Annotated in this window: 12 protein-coding genes; 10 read left to right on the top strand and 2 right to left on the bottom strand. The window is 69.1% G+C overall.

Features of this window, described 5'->3' with window-relative positions:
* The first annotated feature begins 125 nt into the window (after positions 1-125).
* The 9 genes from ACOGXI_RS01175 to ACOGXI_RS01135 all read left to right on the top strand — a co-directional run bounded on the left by ACOGXI_RS01175 (position 126) and on the right by ACOGXI_RS01135 (position 14,490).
* Positions 126-1,037: a creatininase family protein gene (locus ACOGXI_RS01175; protein ID WP_419937078.1), complete on the top strand. Its 912-nt coding sequence runs from the start codon at positions 126-128 to the stop codon at positions 1,035-1,037.
* Positions 1,038-1,199: 162 nt separating this feature from the next.
* Positions 1,200-2,324 carry a lysylphosphatidylglycerol synthase transmembrane domain-containing protein gene (locus ACOGXI_RS01170; RefSeq protein WP_419937077.1) on the top strand — a complete coding sequence of 375 codons (1,125 nt, stop codon included), beginning with the start codon at positions 1,200-1,202 and terminating at the stop codon, positions 2,322-2,324.
* Complete coding sequence (locus tag ACOGXI_RS01165; RefSeq protein WP_419937076.1) at positions 2,321-3,550, top strand: phospholipase D-like domain-containing protein; 1,230 nt, start codon at positions 2,321-2,323, stop codon at positions 3,548-3,550. Before ACOGXI_RS01170 ends, ACOGXI_RS01165 begins: the two co-directional genes overlap by 4 nt.
* A 132-nt stretch (positions 3,551-3,682) precedes the next feature.
* Entirely contained in the window at positions 3,683-5,569 is a 1,887-nt protein-coding gene (locus ACOGXI_RS01160; protein WP_419937075.1) for an ATP-binding protein, read from the top strand.
* Between the two features lie 22 nt (positions 5,570-5,591).
* Positions 5,592-6,698, top strand: a complete 1,107-nt coding sequence (locus tag ACOGXI_RS01155; protein WP_419937074.1) for a hypothetical protein — start codon at positions 5,592-5,594, stop codon at positions 6,696-6,698.
* Positions 6,699-6,795: 97 nt separating this feature from the next.
* Positions 6,796-9,297 carry a DUF1592 domain-containing protein gene (locus ACOGXI_RS01150; RefSeq protein ID WP_419937073.1) on the top strand — a complete coding sequence of 834 codons (2,502 nt, stop codon included), beginning with the start codon at positions 6,796-6,798 and terminating at the stop codon, positions 9,295-9,297.
* Complete coding sequence (locus tag ACOGXI_RS01145; RefSeq protein ID WP_419937072.1) at positions 9,298-10,707, top strand: DUF1552 domain-containing protein; 1,410 nt, start codon at positions 9,298-9,300, stop codon at positions 10,705-10,707. It begins immediately after the preceding gene.
* Positions 10,704-12,473: an ankyrin repeat domain-containing protein gene (locus tag ACOGXI_RS01140; RefSeq protein WP_419937071.1), complete on the top strand. Its 1,770-nt coding sequence runs from the start codon at positions 10,704-10,706 to the stop codon at positions 12,471-12,473. Before ACOGXI_RS01145 ends, ACOGXI_RS01140 begins: the two co-directional genes overlap by 4 nt.
* 58 nt (positions 12,474-12,531) lie before the next feature.
* Positions 12,532-14,490: an ABC-F family ATP-binding cassette domain-containing protein gene (locus ACOGXI_RS01135; protein ID WP_419937070.1), complete on the top strand. Its 1,959-nt coding sequence runs from the start codon at positions 12,532-12,534 to the stop codon at positions 14,488-14,490.
* A 25-nt stretch (positions 14,491-14,515) separates the two neighbouring features.
* Here the strand turns inward: ACOGXI_RS01135 and ACOGXI_RS01130 are convergent, their stop codons facing one another.
* Together ACOGXI_RS01130 and ACOGXI_RS01125 are read right to left on the bottom strand one after the other, a co-directional pair.
* Positions 14,516-16,885: an SLC13 family permease gene (locus tag ACOGXI_RS01130; RefSeq protein ID WP_419937069.1), complete on the bottom strand. Its 2,370-nt coding sequence runs from the start codon at positions 16,883-16,885 to the stop codon at positions 14,516-14,518.
* Positions 16,882-19,155, bottom strand: coding sequence for an APC family permease (locus ACOGXI_RS01125; protein WP_419937068.1), 2,274 nt, complete (start codon positions 19,153-19,155; stop codon positions 16,882-16,884). The genes ACOGXI_RS01130 and ACOGXI_RS01125 overlap by 4 nt, the downstream gene beginning before the upstream one ends.
* 244 nt (positions 19,156-19,399) lie before the next feature.
* On the opposite strand from ACOGXI_RS01125, the gene ACOGXI_RS01120 reads away from it, so the two are divergent.
* Positions 19,400-20,629, top strand: coding sequence for an acyl-CoA dehydrogenase family protein (locus ACOGXI_RS01120; RefSeq protein WP_419940132.1), 1,230 nt, complete (start codon positions 19,400-19,402; stop codon positions 20,627-20,629).
* The last annotated feature ends 16 nt before the right edge of the window (positions 20,630-20,645 follow it).

Genomic DNA, 20,645 nt, shown 5'->3' with positions numbered 1-20,645 from the left:
TGGTCCCCTTGCCGGCCGGCTTCCCCGGACCGGACATTTGTTCCGCTGCGATGTCATCTGAAGAATGTCATCTGAAATATGACGTGAAATACCACGCGGTTGCACGAGGAAACAGGAGGACGACGATGACCCACGCCCGCTCGACTCTGACCGCGCTGATCGCGTTTGTGGCGATCCCCCTCGCGGTCCCCGCCGGAGCCGCCGGCCAGAATCAGGAGATGACACCCGAGGAGCGCGCCCGTCTCATGGCCGAGTACGAGGCCCGGATCGACGCCGAGCTCGTCTCGGAGCGCCCGATCGAGATGTTCGACTCGATCTGGATCGAGGAACTCACGTGGATGGAAGTCCGCGACATGATGGCCGACGGATACGACATCGCGATCGTCTCCACGGGCGGGATCGAACAGAACGGACCCTACGTCGCTACGGGCAAGCACAACTACGTGCTGCAGGGGACGTGCGAGGCCATCGCCCGCGAACTCGGCACTGCGCTCTGCGCGCCGATCATGAAGCTCGTTCCCGAGGGCGACATCGACGAACCCTCCGGCCACATGCGCTACCCCGGCACGATCTCGCTGCGCCAGGAGACCTTCGAGGCCGTGTTGGATGACGTCGCTTCGAGCCTCCGGGCCCACGGCTTCGAGCACATCGTCTTCATCGGCGACAGCGGCGGCAACGTGCAGGGGATGGCGAACGTGGCGGCCCGTCTCAACGAGCGCTGGAACGACGCCCACGCGCACCACATCCCCGAGTACTACCGCTACGGAGGCGGGGACTTTCTCGAATCCGAACTGGGGATCGTGGAGACGGAGAACGACGGGATCCACGACAGCTTCGGGATCACGAGCCTGATGATGACCGTCGACCCCACCGTGGTCCGCTACGACCAGCGCGTGAAGGCGGGGCTGGCGAAGATCAACGGCGTCCCGATCGCCCCGAAGGAGGAGACGATCGAGATCGGCCGCAAACTCCAGGCCTACCGGACCGCGCTCACCGTAGAGAAGATCCGCGAATCCATCGCCAACACCGGCAGGTAGCACCCCACTGCCCCGCCATGCGCCCCGCGCGGCTCACGGTCCGCGCGGGCTCGCTGAATCTCACCGGCCGCCGCGAGGCGTAGGCGAGGTGTAGTAGACCCTTTCGTTCTCCCGCCGATACGTTGTGCGCGCGAGTACTCCGGCCCAAGGAAAACAGGACGAGTGGCGAGTCCCCAACCGAGTTCGCTCCCGAGTTCCCCTGTACCCGCGCGAAGCAAGCTCATCATCGGCGCGCTCGCGTTCGGCGGGCTCACCGTGCTGGGACTCCTGACGCTCATCCAGTGGCGCCCCCCTTCGGAACTCGACAGCATCCTCGCCCGCATCACGCCAACCTTCGCCATCGCCCTGCTGGCGCTGCTCGCGCTCGACTTCACGCTGGGCGGCGTGCGCTATCGACTGCTCCTCGACGGCCGCGTCTTCTCGCGCGTTTCGCTGTGGCACTGCATGCGGGCGAACTGGGCGAACATGCTGCTGGGCGCGATCACCCCGGCACAGACCGGCGGCGGCGCCGCGCAGCTCTACGTGCTGTGCCGGCGCGGGGCGCGGTTGTCCGAGGCGATCCTCTGCTCGCTGCTGACGTTCGTGGCCACGCTGCTTTTCTTCGCGCTGGGCGGCCTCGCCGCCCTGGGGTTTCTGCCGGGCGGGGCGTTGTCCCGGGGCGTGCTGGTCGCGCTCGCCGTCGCGGTGGCGGTCATCGCGATGCTGGCCGGGCTGCTGATCTCGGCCGTCGCGGCCCGGCGGCGCACCGTCCGGCTGCTCCGACGTTTGCTCAACGCGGTATCGAGACGGGGGACGCGGGTCCGGCGCTGGGCCGCGGCGGGCCGGCGCCTGTTGAGCCGCGAGATCGACCGCCTGGCCTCGGGGGTCCGGGCGGTGGCCTCGCGCGGAAAGATGACGCTTCTCTGGATGTGCGCCGCGACCGCCGTCCTCTACCTCAACAAATACTTCATGGGCTACGTCCTCGCGGCGGCGCTCCAGGGGCAGGTCGACCTGTCCTTCATCGGACTCCAGCTTCTGCAGCACATCGTCCTCTACTTCGCGCCGACGCCGGGCGCCTCCGGCGTCGCCGAGGCCTCGACGGGGCTGCTGATGAACCGGGTGCTGCTCGCCGAGGTGACGGTGCTGTGGGTCGTGGGCTGGCGGCTGCTCACGACGTTCTTCGGGACGATCCTGGGAGCGTTCGTCATGTTCGCCGAGGCACGACGACACGTCGGCGACGTCCGGGGCGACGCGGGGGGCGACGCGGGGGGCGACGTCCGGGGCGACGCGCGGAGTGGGGCGGCGTGAACGGGACCGGGGCGTGGACGCCCGCGACGGATGCGCGCACGCTCCGGACGCGCCAGCCCGCGTCCGCTCCGATGCGACTCTGCCTCGGCGGAGCGGAGTTCTGGGAGCACCTCGAACGCGACATCGGCGGGGCGCGGGATTACGTCTACGTGCAGACGCTCTCGTTCGAGGGCGACGCGGCCGGGCTCGGCCTGGCCGAGGCCCTGCTGGCCTGCGAAGCGCCCCGGAAGCGCATTGTCGTGGACGCGGTGACGAAGTACCTGATCAACGACCGCTTCATCGGCCTGCCGGCGGCGCGGCGCGACGCCGCGCTCCAGCGGGAGGTCGCGGCCACCGGCGAGATGTGCGACCGGCTGGAGCGCGGGAAGGTGCCCGTGCGGTTCGCCTGGCCAGTGGGCCGGCGGTTTCACCGGCTCATTGCCCGCAACCACAAGAAGCTCATCGCGATCGACGATCGGATCGCCTACCTGGGCGGGATCAACTTCAGCGACCACAACTTCGCCTGGCACGACTTCATGGTCCGCATCGAGAGCCCGGGGATCACCGCGTTCCTGCGCGACGACTTCGAGCACACGTGGCGGGGGAACGACCAGGCGGCCGCGGCCGAAATCGACGGCGATGAAATCGTGGTCGGCGACGGCCGGGGCAACGCCGGGCTGCGCGCTGCCGTCTCCCGCGCGCTCGACCGGGCCACGCGCCGGATCGTCGTCCAGTGCCCGTATGTCAGCGAGCCGTTCTGGAGCGCCCTGGGCCGAGCGCACCGCCGCGGCGTGCACGTCACGGTGATGATGCCGGAGGCGCACAACCGGGCCGTGATGAAATGGGGCACGCTCGACGCGGCGCGGCGCGAAGGGTTCGAGGTTCTCATGCTGCCCGGGCCCATGACCCACGCCAAGGTCATGCGGATCGACGACTCGGTCGTCCTCGGTTCGGCGAACTTCGACTACGTGAGCTTCCGCATGCAGCCGGAGGTCGTGCTCATCACGAGCGCGCCCGGTCTCGTCCGCGAGATCGGAAAGCGCATCCTCGAACCAGATCTCGCGCGCTGCCGAGAGCCGGCGGAGGAGCGCCGCCAGCGCTGGCGCGAGCGCCTGGGGGGCATCTCGATGCGTGTACTGGAGTTGTTGTCCTCCTCGATACGCGAACGCCGGCCGAGTCCGATCCCGCTCGCCACCTGGCGCGACGGACTCGAGCTGCCGGGCTCCGGCCAACCGCCCGTCCGCTGACCTGAGAAAGCGCGACATCGGGTTCCCGTCCCGCGGTTGTGGGGAGCAATTGACTTCCCTGCAAAGCCCTGGGCCGATTCAAAATCCAACTTTGAATTGGCCCGGGCCGACGCAGGGGCGCAGACTTCTCCCATGATCGCTCGAGATCTCGCACCGTTGCTCAGACGCGCCGCAGCGACGGTGCCCGTCGTGATGCTCATGGGGCCCCGGCAAAGCGGAAAGACGACGCTGTGCCGGGCACTGTTCCCCCGGCACGTGTACCGGACGCTGGAAGCGCCGGACGCGCGCGCTCTCGCGCTCGGCGATCCACGCAGCTTCCTCGCAGAACTCCCGGACGGCGCGGAGGGGGCCATCATCGACGAGATCCAACGCGCGCCGGAGTTACTGTCCTGTCTGCAGGGCATCATGGACGACGACCCGGCGCCCGGCCGCTGGATCCTCGCCGGCTCCCAGGACCTGCTCCTCCCGGAGTCCATCGGCCAATCGCTGGCCGGGCGCTCCGAGCTACACAAACTGCTGCCGCTGGCATGGGGAGAAATCCAGCGCTTCGCCCGGCCCCCAGCCAGTCTCGACGAAGCGCTCCTTACCGGGGGCTATCCGGAGATTCTCGATCATGCCGTCGATCCGACTGCCTGGCTACGCACCTACGCCGGCAGGTATGTGGATCGCGACGTTCGAACGATGGTCAACGTCCGTAACCTGGCGACGTTTCAGCGATTCGTCGGATTGTGCGCCAGCCGCACCGGTCAGTTCGTCAACTACTCCTCGCTTGCGGACGGCTGCGGGATATCCCAGCCGACGGCCAAGCAGTGGGTCGACGTCCTCGAGACGAGCTTCATTGTCTTCCGTCTGCCCGCGTTCCACGGCAACATCCGCAAGCGCCTCGTGAAAGCGCCGAAGCTCTACTTATGGGACACCGGTCTGGTGTGCTGGCTTCTGGGCATCCACGAACTCCGCCAGCTTCGTTCCCATCCGCTGCGGGGCCCCGTCTTCGAGACCTGGGTAGTGTCGGAAGCGCTGAAGAACCGAGCCAATCGAGGTCTGGGACGGCGGGGCTTGACCTCCTATCGGGACCGGCACGGTGTAGAGGCGGATCTGGTGATCGACCGCGCGAGCGGACGAACGACGGGACGGACCCTGATCGAGGCAAGATCCCGGAGTGCGCCCTCGTCGGACATGTTACGCACCATCCGGCGCGTGCGAGGTCACCTCCCGGAGCCGCCCGTCAGCGATCCCGTCGTCGTGTACGGCGGCAATGAGCGCCAGCGGTGGGCCGACGGAGAACTTCTGCCGTGGCGGATGGTCCGCGCCGCAGCCCTGCGTGATGGAGCCGGCGTGGTGCAAGTACACTCGGGAGGGCGGCCGGTCGCTACGGCGGATGTCCTTGTGGCGTCTCCGATTCATCCGAATGTGAGGTGGAAGTCCGCGAGGACCGACGCGCGGGGCGAGGCGATCCTCGAGCTGGACCCTCGCCATCGGCTACCGGGGCCGATACCGGGTCCGAGTGTGCCTCTGACGCTGCCTCTGACGCTATTCGTGGCCGCTCCAGGGTTCGAGGCATGGCTGGAGCGCGAATGGATCCCGGCGGAGCGGGCGATCGCGATCGACCTCGCCCGGCTCCCGGGCGGCGGCGGCGTGATCTTCCCTCAGGGTTGGGGTGACATTCCGGGCCTCGCGGGGCGTGTGACCGTCGCCGCCGGCGACTTCCTGTCACCGTTCGGCCGGACGTTCGACACGGCACGCATCCGGGCGGAGAATATCGCCATCAATGGCGAGATGAGCGGCGAGATGAGCGGCGACGTGAGCGGCGAGCCGCAGCGGCCGGTGTACATTCGGCCGGGCCATGAATCTCCCCTGATTCACCTGGAGGACGACGCTGGGAGCGAGCGCTGGATCCGGGTACTCAAGATCGTCGGCCGGTCGGTTCTGGTCGAGTATCGCGACGAACCGCCCGGGTCGCCTCGTGAAGCGCCGGCGCGTCCCCGTGGCCAGGGTTCGCGCGTCAGGATGAACCGATAGGATGAACCGATAGGATGAACCGATGACTTCGTGGTTTCGGCGGTATCTGCTGCCCGGGTTCGTGTTCCAGTCCATCATCATCGCGGGCGGGTACGGGACGGGGCGCGAACTGGTGGAGTTCTTCCTCCGCTTCGGACCGCTCGGCGGACTGCTGGGGATGCTCCTTCCCGCGGCCATCATGGTGAGCCTGACTTCGATGGCCTCCTTCGAGTTCGTGCGCGTCTTCCAGACGTACGACTACCGGAGCTTCTTCCAGCGACTGCTGGGCCGCGCCTGGTTCGTATACGAGATCGGCTTCCTGTGCGCCGTCCTCCTCATTTTGGCCGTGATCGGGTCGGCGGCGGGGACATTTCTCCTGGAAACGTTCGGCCTTCCGTACGCCGCGGGCGTGATCGGACTCCTCGCCGCCATCGGCTTCCTCGTCTTCAAGGGGACGGGAACGATCGAGCGCTTCTTCTCCGGCTGGTCCTTCCTTCTTTACGGCATCTACATCGTCTTCTTTGCCTGGTCGATCGCCCGCTTCGGCGATGGCATCGGGACGGCGCTCGCGTCGGGTGACGTACGCGAGGGCTGGGCACTGTCGGGCTTTCGGTACGGGGTCCTGCAGCTTTCGCTCGTGCCGGCGATGCTCTTCGCGACCAGACACATCCGTAGGCGGCGCGAGGCGCTGTGGGCCGGCGCGTTGACGGGTCCGATCGCGATGATCCCGGGTGTCCTCTTCCTCGTGGCGATGGCGGGGCAGTACCCCGACATCCTGCAGCGGCCCGTGCCCGCCAACCATCTGCTCGAGCTACTCGGGTCGCGCGGGTTCCAGATCGCGTTTCAGGTCGTCCTCTTCGGCACCCTCATCGAGTCGGGGACGGGTTTGATCCACGCTTTCAACGAACGGATCGAAGGCGTGTTCTCGGCTCGGCGGGCCCGGATGCCGGACGCCGTACGGCCCGCGGTCGCCGTCATTCTCCTGATTCTCGCCTCCGCCCTTTCCCGGTTCGGAATCATCGATCTCATCGCCACCGGATTCGGCGCTCTGAGCTGGGTCTTCCTGTTCATCTTCGTTCTCCCGCTGCTGACCATCGGGATGTACAAGCTGCACCGGCGCGGAGCGGCGGGGCGCGGAGGATCCGTTTAGGGCGAACGCGTAGGGCGAAATCGGGTCGGCGTCCCTATATTGAGGGGTTGAAGTCGAGGGTGACGTCGCACTTCCACGTCGGGGGACGAGCGATTCCATGAAGAGATTCGCGATTGCGCTGCCCTGCATCGCGGGTTGGGGGCTGATTTCCGCGCTTCCCGGCGGTTCGTCCTTCTCCGCCCCTCCCCCTGCGCCGGCCTACGGGCTCGCCCCGGACACGATCCCGCAGGCGATCGTGAGCCAGGTCTGTACGAACTGTCATAACGACCGGCGTTTGCTCGGCAATATGTCTCTCGAACGATTCGACGTAGAGTCGGCGCACCTCGAAGCCGAGACGGCGGAGAAGATGATCCGGAAGCTGCGGGCCGGCATGATGCCACCGCCGGGGATCCGGCGCCCGCCGCCCGAGGACCTGCTCGAACTCGCCATGACGCTCGAGGCGCGGGTCGACGTCGTGGCGGCCGACCGCCCGGACCCCGGCGTCCGCTCCTTCCAGCGTCTGAACCGGGCCGAGTACGAGCGCTCGATCCGCGCGCTGCTCGGACTCGATATCGACGCCTCCGCCTACCTGCCGAACGAGACGATCAGCGCGGGCTTCGACAACATCGCGGACGTGCAGAACCTCTCCGCCACCCTGCTCGAGGGATACCTGACGGCGGCGAGCGAGATCAGCCGGCTCGCGCTCGGGGACCTGACCGTCACGCCGAGCGAGACCGAGTACGAGGTGTCCCGCTACGCCGAGCAGCGGCAGCATGTGCCGGGCACTCCGATCGGCACGCGGGGCGGGATCGCCGTCGTCCACCACTTCACCGCGGACGGAGACTACATCTTCCGGCTCGCGTTCCAGCACGAGTCGACCGGCAACTTCTTCGGGCAGACGACGCCCTTTGATGAACAGGTCGAACTCTCGATCGACGGAGAACGCCGCGCCCTGATCGACATCGACCGCTGGATGCACCGGCAGGATCCCAACGGTGTTCAGGTCGAGACCGATCCGATCCATGTGACGGCCGGGCCGCACCGGGTCGCCGCCGCCTTCATCAAGCGCTTCGACGGACCGATCGAAGACCTCGTGTCTCCGCACGAGTGGAGCCTCGCCGACAAGAAGATCGGTTACTCGCATGGCATCACGGTCGTCGCCCACCTGCGCGACCTCACGATCCGGGGTCCATTCGGCGTGTCCGGCGTGTCGGAGACGCCGACCCGGGCGCGCGTGCTGACGTGCCGGCCGGAAGCCGGGGACACAGGGGCGGAGCGCCGCTGCGCGAGGGAGATCGTGGCACGGCTTGCGGCGCAGGCCTACCGGCGTCCGGTGGACGAGGCGGACATCGACCCCCTCCTCGCCCTGTACGAGGCCGGCGCCGAGGAGGACGGCTTCGAGGTGGGAGTCCGGACGGCGCTCCAGGGCATCCTCGCGAGCCCGGACTTCATCTTCCGCTTCGAGGAGCCGCCCGCCGGGGCCGGGACCGAAGGCCCGTACCGCATCGCGCCGCTCGATCTCGCTTCCCGGCTCGCCTTCTTCCTGTGGGGGATGCCCCCGGACGAGGCGCTCGTCGAGGCGGCGCGGACCGGCGGACTCGACGACGTAGCCGGGGTGGAGACCCAGGTCCGGCGCATGCTCGAGCACCCGAACGCCGAGGGGCTGGCCACGCGCTTCGCCGCGCAGTGGCTCAGGCTCCAGGACCTCGACAACGTGCACCCGGACGCGCTCCGCTTCCCCGACTTCTACGAGCAACTCGCCCGCGACATGCGGCGCGAGACGGAGTTGCTGTTCGAGCACCTCGTGCGGGAGGACAGGAGCTTCTTCGAGTTGCTGACGGCGGACTACACCTTCGTCAACGAGCGGCTCGCGAGGCACTACGGCATTCCCGATGTGGCCGGAACCCACTTCCGGAAGGTCGATTATCCCGAGGAAACCCGCCGCGGCGTGTTGACGCACGGGAGCATCCTCACCTCGACCTCGCACGCGAACCGGACGTCGCCGGTGCTGCGCGGCAAGTGGATCATGGAGGTCCTGTTCGGGACGCCCCCCCCACCGCCGCCCCCGGACGTGCCCGATCTGGAGGCCACGGAGGAAGCGGAGGAGGGTCGCTTCCTCACCGTGCGCGAGCGGCTCGAGATGCACCGAGCGAGTCCGGCCTGCCGTTCGTGCCACCGCGTCATCGATCCGCTCGGCCTCGCGCTCGAAAACTTCGACGTGACCGGTGCGTACCGGATCAACGACCAGGGGCGGGCGGTCGATCCAAGCGGCGACCTGTACGACGGGACGCCGCTGTCCGGGCTGGCTGACCTGCGAACCGCCCTCCTCTCCCGGCGCGAGTCGCTGGCGAGGGCGTTCACCGAGAGCCTCATGGCCTACGCACTCGGGCGGCGGGTCGAGTACTTCGACATGCCGACCGTGCGCAGGATCACGCGCCGCGCGGAGGCGGAGGACTACCGCATGTCCGCCTTCATCCTCGGCGTGGCGGAGAGCCCGGCCTTCCTCATGAGCCGTGGGGGCGCCATCGTCGAACAGGAGGACGAAGCCGGGGTCCGGGACCAGGGAAGCCAGCAGAGGACCGACCAGGCGAGAAACCAGGGGACCAGCGAGGGGATGTAGATGGACATCATCACGGGGAAGCACATTCCACGCCGCACCTTCCTCCAAGGGGTCGGGGCCACGGTGGCGCTTCCGATGCTGGACGCCATGGTTCCCGCCGGACGGCTGTGGGGTTCGATCCGTTCCGCGGATCCGACGCGGCTCATCGCGATCGAGATGGTGCACGGGGCCGCGGGCTCCACGGCGTACGGAGCGTCGCGCGGCTACTGGTCTCCGCTGCAGACGGGCCGCGACTTCGACCTGAGTACGGGCGCGCTCGCCTCCCTCGAGCCGTTCCGGGATCATCTCACGATCATCAGCGACACCGACATCGAGGCGGCTGAGGCGAGGATCCCCAAGGAGATCGGCGGCGACCACTTCCGCTCCAGCGCGACCTTCCTGACCCAGTCCCACCCGCGCCAGACCGAGGGTTCGGACATCCTGGCCGGGACCTCGATGGATCAGATTTACGCGCAGCGCTTCGGGCAGGACACTCCGATCCCCTCCATGCAACTCTGCATCGAGAACGTGGACCAGTCCGGCGGGTGCGCGTACGGCTACGCCTGCGTCTACACGGACACGATCAGCTGGAAATCGCCCACGGAACCGCTCCCCATGATCCGCGACCCGCGGGTGGCCTTCGACCAGTTGTTCGGCGCCGGGGGGAGCGCGGAGGAACGCGCCGCCCGCCGCCGCGCGAACCGAAGCATCCTCGACTTCATCTCGGGCCGCATCGGGGAACTCCGCCGGGAGCTGGGGCCCGTCGATGTCCGCCGGCTCGACCGCTACCTCGACAACGTGCGGGAGATCGAGCGGCGCATCGAGCGCGTCGAAACGCAGAACCGGAGCGGCGAGGAGCGGTCGCTGCCCGAGGCGCCGGCCGGCGTGCCCGACTCGTTCGTCGAGCACGTGCGGTTGATGTTCGACCTCCAGGCGCTCGCGTTCGAGTCCGACATGACGCGGGTGTTCTCGTTCAAGCTGGGGCGCGACTCGTCGGCCCGGGTCTTCCCGGAGAGCGGCGTCGACAAGCCCTTCCACCCGGCCTCCCACCATGGAGCCGACGAGGAGAACATCGACGATTTCGCGCAGATCAACCGATTCCACGTCTCGATGGTCCCGTACCTGCTCGAGCGGCTGCGGAACACGATGGACGGTGAGACCGACCTGCTCGAGAAGACGATGGTCATCTACGGGTCGCCCATGGGCGACCCGAACGTGCACAACCACAAGCGCTGCCCGCTGTTCGTGGCGGGCGGGGCGAACGGAAGGCTGGACGGCGGACTCCATGTGCGCGCCGCACCGGGCACGCCGATGGCCAACGCGCTGCTGTCGCTCATGCACACGCTCGGCCTGGAGGACATCGAACAGTTCGGCGACAGCACGGGAGCCTTGCCGCTCTCTGCTCCCGGCACGAGCGCGGCTGGTTCATGAGGCGCGGAGCCGCGCGGCCGGTCGCCGTAGCGCTTCTGACCCTGCTCCTCACGGCGGGGCACACCCCCGATTCGCCGGTCGCGGACGCGGCGATGACGGGCGATCTCGCGGCCGTCAGGGCGCTCCTGTCCGATGGGGCCGACGTGAACGCACCGCAGGGCGACGGCATGACGGCGCTCCACTGGGCCGCGCGGTCCGCGAACGCGGACCTGGCCCGTCTGCTCCTCGATGCGGGGGCGGACGTCGGTGCCGTCACCCGCATCGGAGCCTACACAGCACTCCACCTCGCGAGCGAAGTCGGCAGCGCGCAGGTCGTGCGCCTGCTGCTCGCCGGGGGCGCGGGACAAAGCGCCACCACCGAAGACGTGGGCGGTACGAGCCCCCTGCACCTCGCCGCCGGCGCCGGCGACGCGGAGGCCGTCCGCCTGCTCCTCGAGCACGGTGGGGACGCCGACGCGCGCGAGGCGCGCTGGGGCCAGACGCCGCTCATGTACGCCGCCGCCCGCGGTCGGGAAAGCGCCGTGCGGGTGCTGCTCGACGGCGGCGCGAACCCGGCCCTGGCCACCTGGGTGACCGACATCACGGCCCTCGCCGAGTGGTCGCAGGCCGACCGCCGGGCCCGCGTGGCACGGATGCGCGGAGAACCCGAACCGCCGGTGCCGCCCCAGCCCGCCCCGTCCGATGCGCCGCTGGCCGCCGCCCCCGACGCCCCGGCGGGCCGTCCCGCGGCCGAGGACGAGGAGGACTACGACCGTCCGATCGAGGAGCCCGAGCCGCTTGGCTACGGCGACCTCATCGGCGGCCACGGCGGCCTGACAGCCCTGCTTCACGCCGCCCGCGAGGGGCACACCGGGACCGTGCGCGCGCTCATCGAGGCCGGGGCGGACGTCAACCAGGTGAGCGGCGGCGACCACACGAGCCCCATGCTCATCGCGATGATCAACGGCCACTTCGACCTCGCCATGGAACTGCTCGAGGCCGGCGCCGACCCGCAACTCGCCTCCGCCGCCGGCGCGACCCCGCTCTTCGCCGCCCTCAACGCCCACTGGGCGCCGAAATCGCGCTACCCGCAGCAACACGCCTACGGGCAGCAGCGGCACGGCTATCTCGACGTCATGCGCCGCCTGCTCGACGCGGGCGTGGATCCCGACGCGCGTCTCGGGAAGCACCTGTGGTGGGTGTCGTACAACTTCGATCTCCTGCAGATCGACCTGAAGGGCGCGACCCCCTTCTGGCGCGCCGCGTACTCCCTGGACGTGGAGGCGATGAAGCTCCTCGTCGAGTACGGCGCCGACCCCCACCTCGCCACCATCAAGGTGCCCCCGCGGCGGCTCCCGGCGTGGGACCGCGAGAAGCGCGATCTGTCCGGGGTTCCCCCCGTGCCCGTGGGCGGCCCCGCCGATTACCCGATCCACGCCGCGACCGGCATCGGCTACGGCCAGGGCTTCCCCAGCAACGCCCACCGCTACGTCCCGGACGGCTGGCTGCCCGCGGTTCGGTACCTCGTCGAGGAACTCGGCGCGGACGTCAACCAGCGCGACGAAGAGGGCTACACCCCCCTCCACAACGCGGCTTCGCGCGGCGACGTGGAGGTCATCCGCTTCCTCGTCGAGCACGGAGCGGACGTGACCGCTGTCAGCCGCGTCGGCCAGACGACCGCGGACATGGCGAACGGCCCCTACCAGCGCACGCAGCCCTTCCCGGAAGCGGTGGCCCTGCTCGAGAGCCTCGGCTCGAAGAACAACCACAACTGCGTGTCCTGCTGACCCGCGTCCCCCTTCCGCAACCCCATGACAACAGGCCGCGCCCCGCGCAGATAGACCCATGATCACTGTCTCAGGCCTCGGAAAGGTCTTCGGCGGCCAGGTCCTGTTCCGCGACGCGACCTTCCTCCTCAACCCCGGCGAGTGCTACGGCCTCGTGGGGGCGAACGGATCCGGCAAGACGACGCTCCTCAACATCCTCGGGGGCACCGAGGATCCGACGGAGGGATCCGTCACCGTCCCGCGCCGGCTTCAACTCGGCGTTCTTCGCCAGGACCACTTCCTTCATGATGAAGAGGAGATCCTCGGCGCCACCCTCATGGGGAACCCCGATCTGTGGCGCGCCATGGTCGAGCGGGATGCGCTGATCGAGGCGGAGGACGGAGATTTCGACGCCGACCGCTTCTCCGAACTCGAGGAGATCTTCCAGCGCCACGACGGCTACACGGCGGAGGCCCGCGCGGGCGAGATCCTCGAGGGCCTCGGCTTCCCGAGCGACATTCACCGCCGTCCGCTCTCCACCCTCTCCGGCGGGTTCAAGCTCCGCGTGCTGCTCGCCCAGGCGCTCGCCGGCGCGCCCGACGTCCTCCTCCTCGACGAGCCGACGAACCACCTCGACATCCTCTCCATCCGGTGGCTGGAGAAGTTCCTGCGGGAGTTCAATGGAGCGATCGTCGTCATCTCCCACGACCACCGGTTCCTCGACAATATCGCCACGCACATTATCGACATCGACTATGAGACCGTCACTACATACAAAGGCAACTATGACGACTATCTCGTCCGCAAGAGAGAGGATCAGGAGAGGCGCGAGAAGGAACTCGCCAAGCGGGAGCGGGAGATCGCCCACCACCAACAGTTCGTCGATCGCTTCCGGGCCAAGGCGAGCAAGGCGCGACAGGCCCAGAGCAAGCTGCGCCTCATAGAGAAGAGGGCCGAGGCCCTGCGGCCCCTCCCGGCTTCCTCCCGCCGTTATCCGAACTTCCGCTTCGAATCCCGCCGTCCGAGCGGACGCACGGTCCTCGGAGTGGAGGGCGTGAAGAAGGCGTTCGGCGGCGGCGAGGAGCTGAATGAAGTCCTGCACGGCGTGGATCTCACGCTCGAGCGCGGGGACCGCATGGCGATCATGGGCCCCAACGGGATCGGGAAGTCCACCCTGCTCAAGATCGTGATGGGCGAACTCGAGTCCGACGCCGGCGGCGTCAGGTGGGGCTACGAGACACACCCGAGCTACTTCGCGCAGGACCAGGAGGCCCGCTTCGAGTCGCCGGGTCAGACGGCCGAGGACTGGATCGCGGGATTCTGCCCCGGCCGGACCCTCGGTTTCGTGCGCGGTGAGATGGGGCGCGTGCTCTTCTCCGGCGACGACGCGAAGAAGCGGGTGGGCAACCTTTCCGGGGGCGAGGCCGCCCGCCTCGTCTTCTGCCGGATGGCGATCGAGCGGCCCAACGTGCTCGTTCTCGACGAACCCACGAACCACCTTGACCTCGAATCCATCGAGTCGCTGGTCGGGGCGCTCCGGAGCTACGACGGCACCCTCATCCTCGTCTCGCACGACCGCTGGTTCGTCTCGCAGCTCGCGACCCGCATCGTCGAGATCTCCGAGGACGGCATCCGCGACTTCAAGGGCAGCTACGAGGAGTACGTCCACTACTGCGGAGACGACCACCTCGATGTCGACACCGTCGTCCTCAGGGCCCGGAAAGAGAAGCGCGCCGCCCGCGTCGCCGCCGCCGAAACTCGCGCCGCCGACAACCTCTCCGCCGCGAAGGGAAGCCGGAACCGCTACCGGGGCGGCTCGCTGCGGAAGAAGCTGAACGACATCACCCGCCGGATCGAAGCCGCCGAGGCCCGACTCGACGAGATCGACGAGACCTTCGCCGATTCGGCGTTCTACGCCGAGACACCCGGCGAAGAGGTCCGCAAGCTCGAGACCGAGCGCGCGTCCCGGCAAGGGGAACTCGACGAATTGATGAGAACCTGGGAGGAGATCGAGACCGAACTCGCGCGCCGCGAGTAGACGCCCACCGGCCGGAGAACGGCGACTAGAGAGGCCAGACGATGGGGAGGAAGAAGACAACCATCAGCAGCAGGAGCAGGAAGAGCGGCGCGCCCACTCTCGTGTAGTCGACGACCTTGTAGCCGCCCACGCCCATCACGAGCAGGTTGACCGGGTGGCCGAAGGGGCTCAGGAACGCGCAGGAGGAGCCCACCGCCACCACCATGAGCAGCGCCCGTGCCGAAAGGTCCAGTTCGGACGCGGCGCTGAGCGCGATCGGCGCGACAAGCACGGCGACCGCCGAGGTGGGGACGAACTGCGCCGCAAGCGCGCAGATGAGGAAAATGCTCGCGATGAGGATCCGCGGTCCCATCTCCGCCGCCCGCCCCACGACTTCGCGGGCGATGAGTTCCGCCGTGCCGGAGTCCTCCATCGCGAGACCGAGCGCCAGCATCCCCCCGAGGAGCATGACGACCCGCCATTCGACGAAGGTGTAGACCTCGTTCCCCTTCACGCACCCGGCGCACACCATCAGGAGCGCGCCGAGCAGCGCCGCGATGTACACGGGGAGCAGGTTGAGGGATGCCGCGAGGATGAAGCCCACCATGATCGCGCTGGCCATCCACGCCTTGTCGACGCGGAAGACCTCATGGAGTTGACCGTGGAGGACCAGGAATCGCGGGTCGCGGGCGAGGAGCGCGATCTTCCTCCGGTTGCCGTAGACCAGGAGAGCGTCCCCGAACTCGAGCGCCGTCCGCGCGATGCGGATGTTCGAGTGAAAGGCCCGTCCCCCCCGGAAGATCGAGATCAGGTTCAGTCCGTACGATTCCCGGAAGAGGACCTCGCGCAGCGTCTTCCCGACCAGGTCGGAACTCGGGGCCAGCGTGACCTCGGCGAACCCCACGTCCTCCGACTCCAGTTCGCCCACGGAGGATCGTTCGTCCGCCGGCACGAGCGCCTGGAGCGCCTCCAGCACGGCGAAGGAAGCCGGGGCCCCCTCGACGATGAGGTGATCGCCGGCCTGCATCCTCGCCGACGCGTGCGGCAGGGCGATGTCGCCGTCCTCGCGCTCGATCTCCAGCACCGTGAGGTCGAAGGCGCGCCGGAGCCGCGAGGCCTCCAGGGTCCGTCCGTCCAGCCAGGATCCGTCGGGAATGTGGAGGCGCATCAGCCATCGGTACAGTTCGTACTCTTCGGTGGCGGAGCCGATGTCCGTCCATCCGACGGATGAGAACTCCGCCGCGTAGCGGAGTTGCTGGAGTTGGTCCTCGCGGCCCAGCAGGAGGAGCGCATCCCCCGCCTCGATCTTCGCGGTCTGGAATGAGCCCCTCAGGACCCGGTCGCCGCGCCGGATGGCGACGACGTGGGCCTGGAAACGGTTGCGGAAATCGATACTGCGAACCGTGCTGTCGACGAGGTCCGACTTCTCGGCGATCTCGACCTCGGCCAGCACCGTCGAGTCCTTCACGAGACGCCCCAGGGCATCTTCCGACTCCCGGTGCCGGGCGAGATGACCCCAGGCGCGCAGGCGGTCGAGCGCTTCCACCCGCCCCTCGACGATGAGCTCGTCGTCGTTCCGAAGCTGGAAATCCCGCTCCGGAGCCCGCACCAACTGCCCCTTGCGACGCACCGCCAGCAGGTCGTACCCCAGCGCCTGTCCGAGCCGCGCCTCGACGAGAGAACGCCCGTCGAGCGCGGAGTGCGACGGGATCCGGAGCGTGAGCAGCGACTCGGCGAGATGATAGCGGCCGGTCAGGTCGATCTCGTCGCCCCCTTCGCCCCCCCCTTCTTCGTCCCCCGTGGAGCGGTCCGGCAGGAAGTGCCTCCCCGCGAGGACCACGTACAGGACCCCCATGGCGAGCGCGGTCGCGCCGACGGGGGTGAAGGCGAAGAAGCCGAACCCCCCCTGTCCCATGCGCTCGAGTATGCTCGAGAGGAGGATGTTGGGCCCCGTCCCGATGAGCGTCGTCATGCCGCCGAGGAGCGCGGCGAAGGAGAGCGGGATCAGCAGCCGGGAGGGACGCATGCCGAGACGGCGGGAGATCTCGATCACGACGGGGATGAGGAGCGCGACCGCCGCCGTGTTGTTCATCACCCCCGACATGATCCCGGATGTGAGCATCAGCAGCGCCGTGACCCGCACCTGAGAATCGCCCGCCAGCCGCAGCACTTGGGCGCCGACGAGGTTCGCGACGCCGGTCTTGTAAAGCCCGCCGCTCAGCACGAGCACGGCCGCGATCGTGACCACGGCGGGGTTGGCGAACCCATCGATGGCGCGGGCCATCGGGATGACGCCGGAGATCGCCAGGGAGAGGAGCACCATGAGCGCCACGCCGTCGTAGCGTACCCATTCCGTGACGAAGAGGACGACAGCCACCGCGACAATGGCGAGGACGATGATGACGTCGGCCGTCACTGTCCCGACCTCTGCCCCGGCCTCTGTCCAGGCCGCTGAATCGTCGACACCGCCTGCGCCAGCCCTCGCGCGGTGAGCGTCCCGGCATGACGCCGCCGGCCGAGGAGGATGAGCGGCATGTCCGTCCTCCGGGCGATCTCCAGGGCGTAGGCGCCGATCGCCGGTTCGCCCCGGCCGCGACGTTCCATCCCCATCACCACGAGATCGCTCTCCTGTCCCAGGCGGGCGACCGGTTCCGCCGGGTCGTCCGTATGTTCGAAGGCGACGTCATACGGACCCGCGGCCTCATCCCTCGCGAGTTGCCGCACGGTGCGCTCGACTCTTCGTCGCTGGTCGGGAGACGCGTCGGACGGGAGCGTGCGCATGAACGTGACCCACCGTTCGGAGGAGCGCGCCAGACTCCCGAGCAACCGCGCGCGAAGTTCGCTGTGGTCGCGCCGTCCCTTCACCGGCACGAGAATGCGCCTCGCTTCCTCGATCCGCCAGCGAGGCGGCGCCCGCACGATGACCACGTCCGCGCCGATCCTGGAGATAAGACCTTCGAGCTGTGACTCGACCCCCGGTTCCGTGAGTCGCGGCAGCCCCACGAGCACCGTTTCACACGGCTGGCTGTTCGCCACGCGCGCGATCTCCCCCCACACGTCCGACGCGATGGTGAACAGCGTCTCCGGCAGGATCGAGTCCTCGAGGCCGCGCCCCACCGACTCGCCGAGGATGTCCTTGGCGTCCTGCAACACCGCGTCGCCGGAAAGCGCGGGACGACCCTCTCTCGGGATCACCGACAGCAGCAGGATCCGGCCGACGCTCGGGGCGCGTACCGTCGTGGCCACATCGACCAGGCTCGCGGCGCTGGCGGGATTTCCGATGGGTACGAGGACGAGCGGGCTGCGGCCGCGCAGGCGGGCGAGGTCGGGGTCCCGCGCCTGGGCGCTCGCATCGGCGAGGCGGGCGCCGGGCGCGAGCAGGATCAGATAGAGCGCCACGCCCAGGCCGAGCCACAGCGCCACCACCCGCCCCGCCTCGGGCACGGCGATGGCCTGGAAGATCGCCAGCCCCAGGCACAGGGCCGCGCCGACGGCGGGGAGCGCCGCCGGACGCGCATGGCCGGAGCGCATGCGCGCGAGCATCGCGGCCCAATGGACCATCGCGAACGAGATCAGGAAGATGAGGCTGGACGCGGCACCCGCGGAGGCGACGTTTCCCACCGCGACCGCGATCAGCGTCATCATCCCGCCCGTCGCGACGACGGCGACGGCGGGCGTCCCCGTTCGCCCCCGCATCTCCCCGATGTGGTGCGGCAGCGTCCGGTCCCGCGCCATCGAGAACGCGACGCGCGAGGCGCCGAACAGGTTCGCCTGCAGCGCGGACAGCATCGACAGGAGTCCGGCGCCGATGACAAACCAGTAACCCGCCGGCCCCATGAAGCGCTCGGCCGCCTCGGCCACGAGCCCCTCCGGGTGCGCCTGCGCCGCGGCCTGGATCCCCTCGGGCGGCGCGCCGACCGTCGCGACGATGACGAGGAGGGGGATGTAGACGACGAGCGCGATCCCGAGCGACAGGTACATCGCACGGGGCACGGTGTGGCGGGAGTCCCGGACTTCTCCGCCCACGGCGGCGATGAGGTCGAACCCCTGCAGCGCGATGAAGGTGTAGCCCATGGCCTGCAGCAGGCCGAGCGAACCCTCGGGAGCGAACGGGCTCAGCCGCCGCAGCGCCTCCCCGGAGTCGCCCACGATCCACGCGACGAAACCACCGGCGATGAGCACCGCGAAGACGACGACTTTGCCGATCGTGGCCGCGTTGCCCCCTCCCGCGGTCCGCTGCACGAGAATCAGCGCGTAGACGGCCACGGCGCCGATCGCGAAGCCGACCTGCGTGCGGCCGTGTCCGATCCAGTCCCATGAGATGCCCAGCGTGGGGGCCAGACGTTCCAGGCCTTCGATGAGGAAGGCGGCGAAGCCCAGCGCATAGAGGACGCCGGCCACGATGGAGGCGAACCACACCACCCATCCCACCACGAAGGCGACCTCGATCGAGAGCACCTTCTTCGCGTAGGTGTAAATGCCGCCGGATTCCGGGAAGCGCCGGGCGAGGCGGGCGAAGCTCATCGCGGTGAGGAACGCGATCCCCCCGTTGAGGCCGAAGGCAAGGATGGCGGCGGGACCCGCGGTCGCGAAGGCGACGCCGGCGAGCGCGAGGATCCCGCCGCCCACGATCGCGCCGACTCCGAGCGCCGTCGCGCCGTAGAGTCCCAGATGCCGTTCGCTCATCCCCGAATCCCCAAGAAGTGGACGCGGCCCGTGCCGGCCGCCCTGCCGGCCGCCGTGTCGGTAGCGGTGCTGCCGGTGGTGCCCGTTGTTTCCGCCGGAGGGCCCGCTAATCTTGGGGCCCACCCCGACAATGTCACCCCGACAATGTCACCCTCGACCCCGACACCCCGGTGGAACGCGAGTGAACGCCCCAGCCCTCTTCTCGAAACGATCTCTCGAACTGCAGGCCCGCGTGCGCGAGTTCATGGAGGCGCACGTTCACCCCAACGAGGCGACCTTCCACCGCGAGATCGAAGCGGCGGAGAACCGGTTCTCCACGCCGCCGATCCTCGAGACGCTGAAGGCGCGGGCACGCGACGAGGGACTGTGGAACCTCTTCCTCCCCCCCGACGCGGAGCCCCCGGGCGATCGGGGGAACGGTCCGGAGGACGATCCGGAGGATCTACCGGGAGACGATCCCGGCGGACGCTGCGGGGCGGGGTTGTCGAACCTCGAGTACGCGCTCATCTGCGAGATCATGGGACGCGTGGAATGGGCGCCCGAGGTCTTCAACTGCAACGCGCCCGACACCGGCAACATGGAGACGCTGGCCCGCTACGGGACGCCGGCGCAGCGGAAGGAGTGGCTCGAGCCGCTGCTGGCGGGCGAGATCCGTTCCTCCTTCGCGATGACGGAACCGGACGTCGCGTCGTCGGACGCGACGAACATCCGCTCGTCCATCGTGCGGGACGGAGACGAGTGGGTCATCAACGGGCACAAGTGGTGGGCGACGCAGGCCCCCCGGGCGGAGTGCCGGCTGTTCATCTTCATGGGCAAAACCGACCCCGACGCGGCGCGCCACCGGCAGCAGTCGATGGTCCTCGTGCCGCGCGACGCCGCCGGGATCGAGGTCGTGCGGCCGCTCGGCGTGTTCGGCTACGACAGCGCCCCGGTCGGCCACGGCGAGGTGCGCTTCACCGACGTCCGCGTGCCCGCCGGGAACATGCTCCTCGGCCCGGGCCGCGGGTTCGAGATCGCGCAGGGCCGCCTCGGCCCCGGCCGCATCCACCACTGCATGCGCCTCATCGGCGTCGCCGAGCGCGCGATCGAGGACATGGCCGAGCGCGCGAGCACCCGCGTCGCCTTCTCCGGCCCCCTCGCCGAAAAGGGCGCCCTCCGCCACGCGCTCGCCGAGTGCCGCATCGCCGTGGATCAGGCCCGGCTCCTCACCCTGCACGCCGCCCACATGATGGACGCCGTCGGCAGCAAGGCGGCGCGGCGCGAGATCTCGATGATCAAGGTCGTCGCCCCCCGCATGGCCTGCCGCGTCCTCGACCAGGCGATCCAGGTCCATGGCGCCCTCGGCGTGAGCCCCGACACGTGGCTCGCGGCCGCCTACGCGCACTCGCGGACGCTGCGCCTGGCCGACGGCCCGGACGAGGTCCACCTGGAAGCGCTCGCCAAGCTCGAACTGCGGGGTCCGCTGGAGTCGTAACGCTCACGGCGGACCT

Origin of the sequence: Candidatus Palauibacter sp. (assembly GCF_965208055.1) — a bacterium.
In the GTDB taxonomy this organism is placed as follows: domain Bacteria; phylum Gemmatimonadota; class Gemmatimonadetes; order Palauibacterales; family Palauibacteraceae; genus Palauibacter.
Note: the sequence above shows the minus strand (reverse complement) of the source record. Positions and strands in the feature narration are given on the sequence as shown.

What these genes read in the sequence shown, in the direction of transcription:
- ACOGXI_RS01175 (WP_419937078.1), top strand. Translation starts at nt 126, where the DNA reads ATGACCCACGCCCGCTCGACTCTGACCGCGCTGATCGCGTTTGTGGCG.
- ACOGXI_RS01160 (WP_419937075.1), top strand. Translation starts at nt 3,683, where the DNA reads ATGATCGCTCGAGATCTCGCACCGTTGCTCAGACGCGCCGCAGCGACG.
- ACOGXI_RS01155 (WP_419937074.1), top strand. Translation starts at nt 5,592, where the DNA reads ATGACTTCGTGGTTTCGGCGGTATCTGCTGCCCGGGTTCGTGTTCCAG.
- ACOGXI_RS01150 (WP_419937073.1), top strand. Translation starts at nt 6,796, where the DNA reads ATGAAGAGATTCGCGATTGCGCTGCCCTGCATCGCGGGTTGGGGGCTG.
- ACOGXI_RS01145 (WP_419937072.1), top strand. Translation starts at nt 9,298, where the DNA reads ATGGACATCATCACGGGGAAGCACATTCCACGCCGCACCTTCCTCCAA.
- ACOGXI_RS01140 (WP_419937071.1), top strand. Translation starts at nt 10,704, where the DNA reads ATGAGGCGCGGAGCCGCGCGGCCGGTCGCCGTAGCGCTTCTGACCCTG.
- ACOGXI_RS01135 (WP_419937070.1), top strand. Translation starts at nt 12,532, where the DNA reads ATGATCACTGTCTCAGGCCTCGGAAAGGTCTTCGGCGGCCAGGTCCTG.
- ACOGXI_RS01125 (WP_419937068.1), bottom strand. Translation starts at nt 19,155, where the DNA reads ATGAGCGAACGGCATCTGGGACTCTACGGCGCGACGGCGCTCGGAGTC.
- ACOGXI_RS01120 (WP_419940132.1), top strand. Translation starts at nt 19,400, where the DNA reads ATGGAGGCGCACGTTCACCCCAACGAGGCGACCTTCCACCGCGAGATC.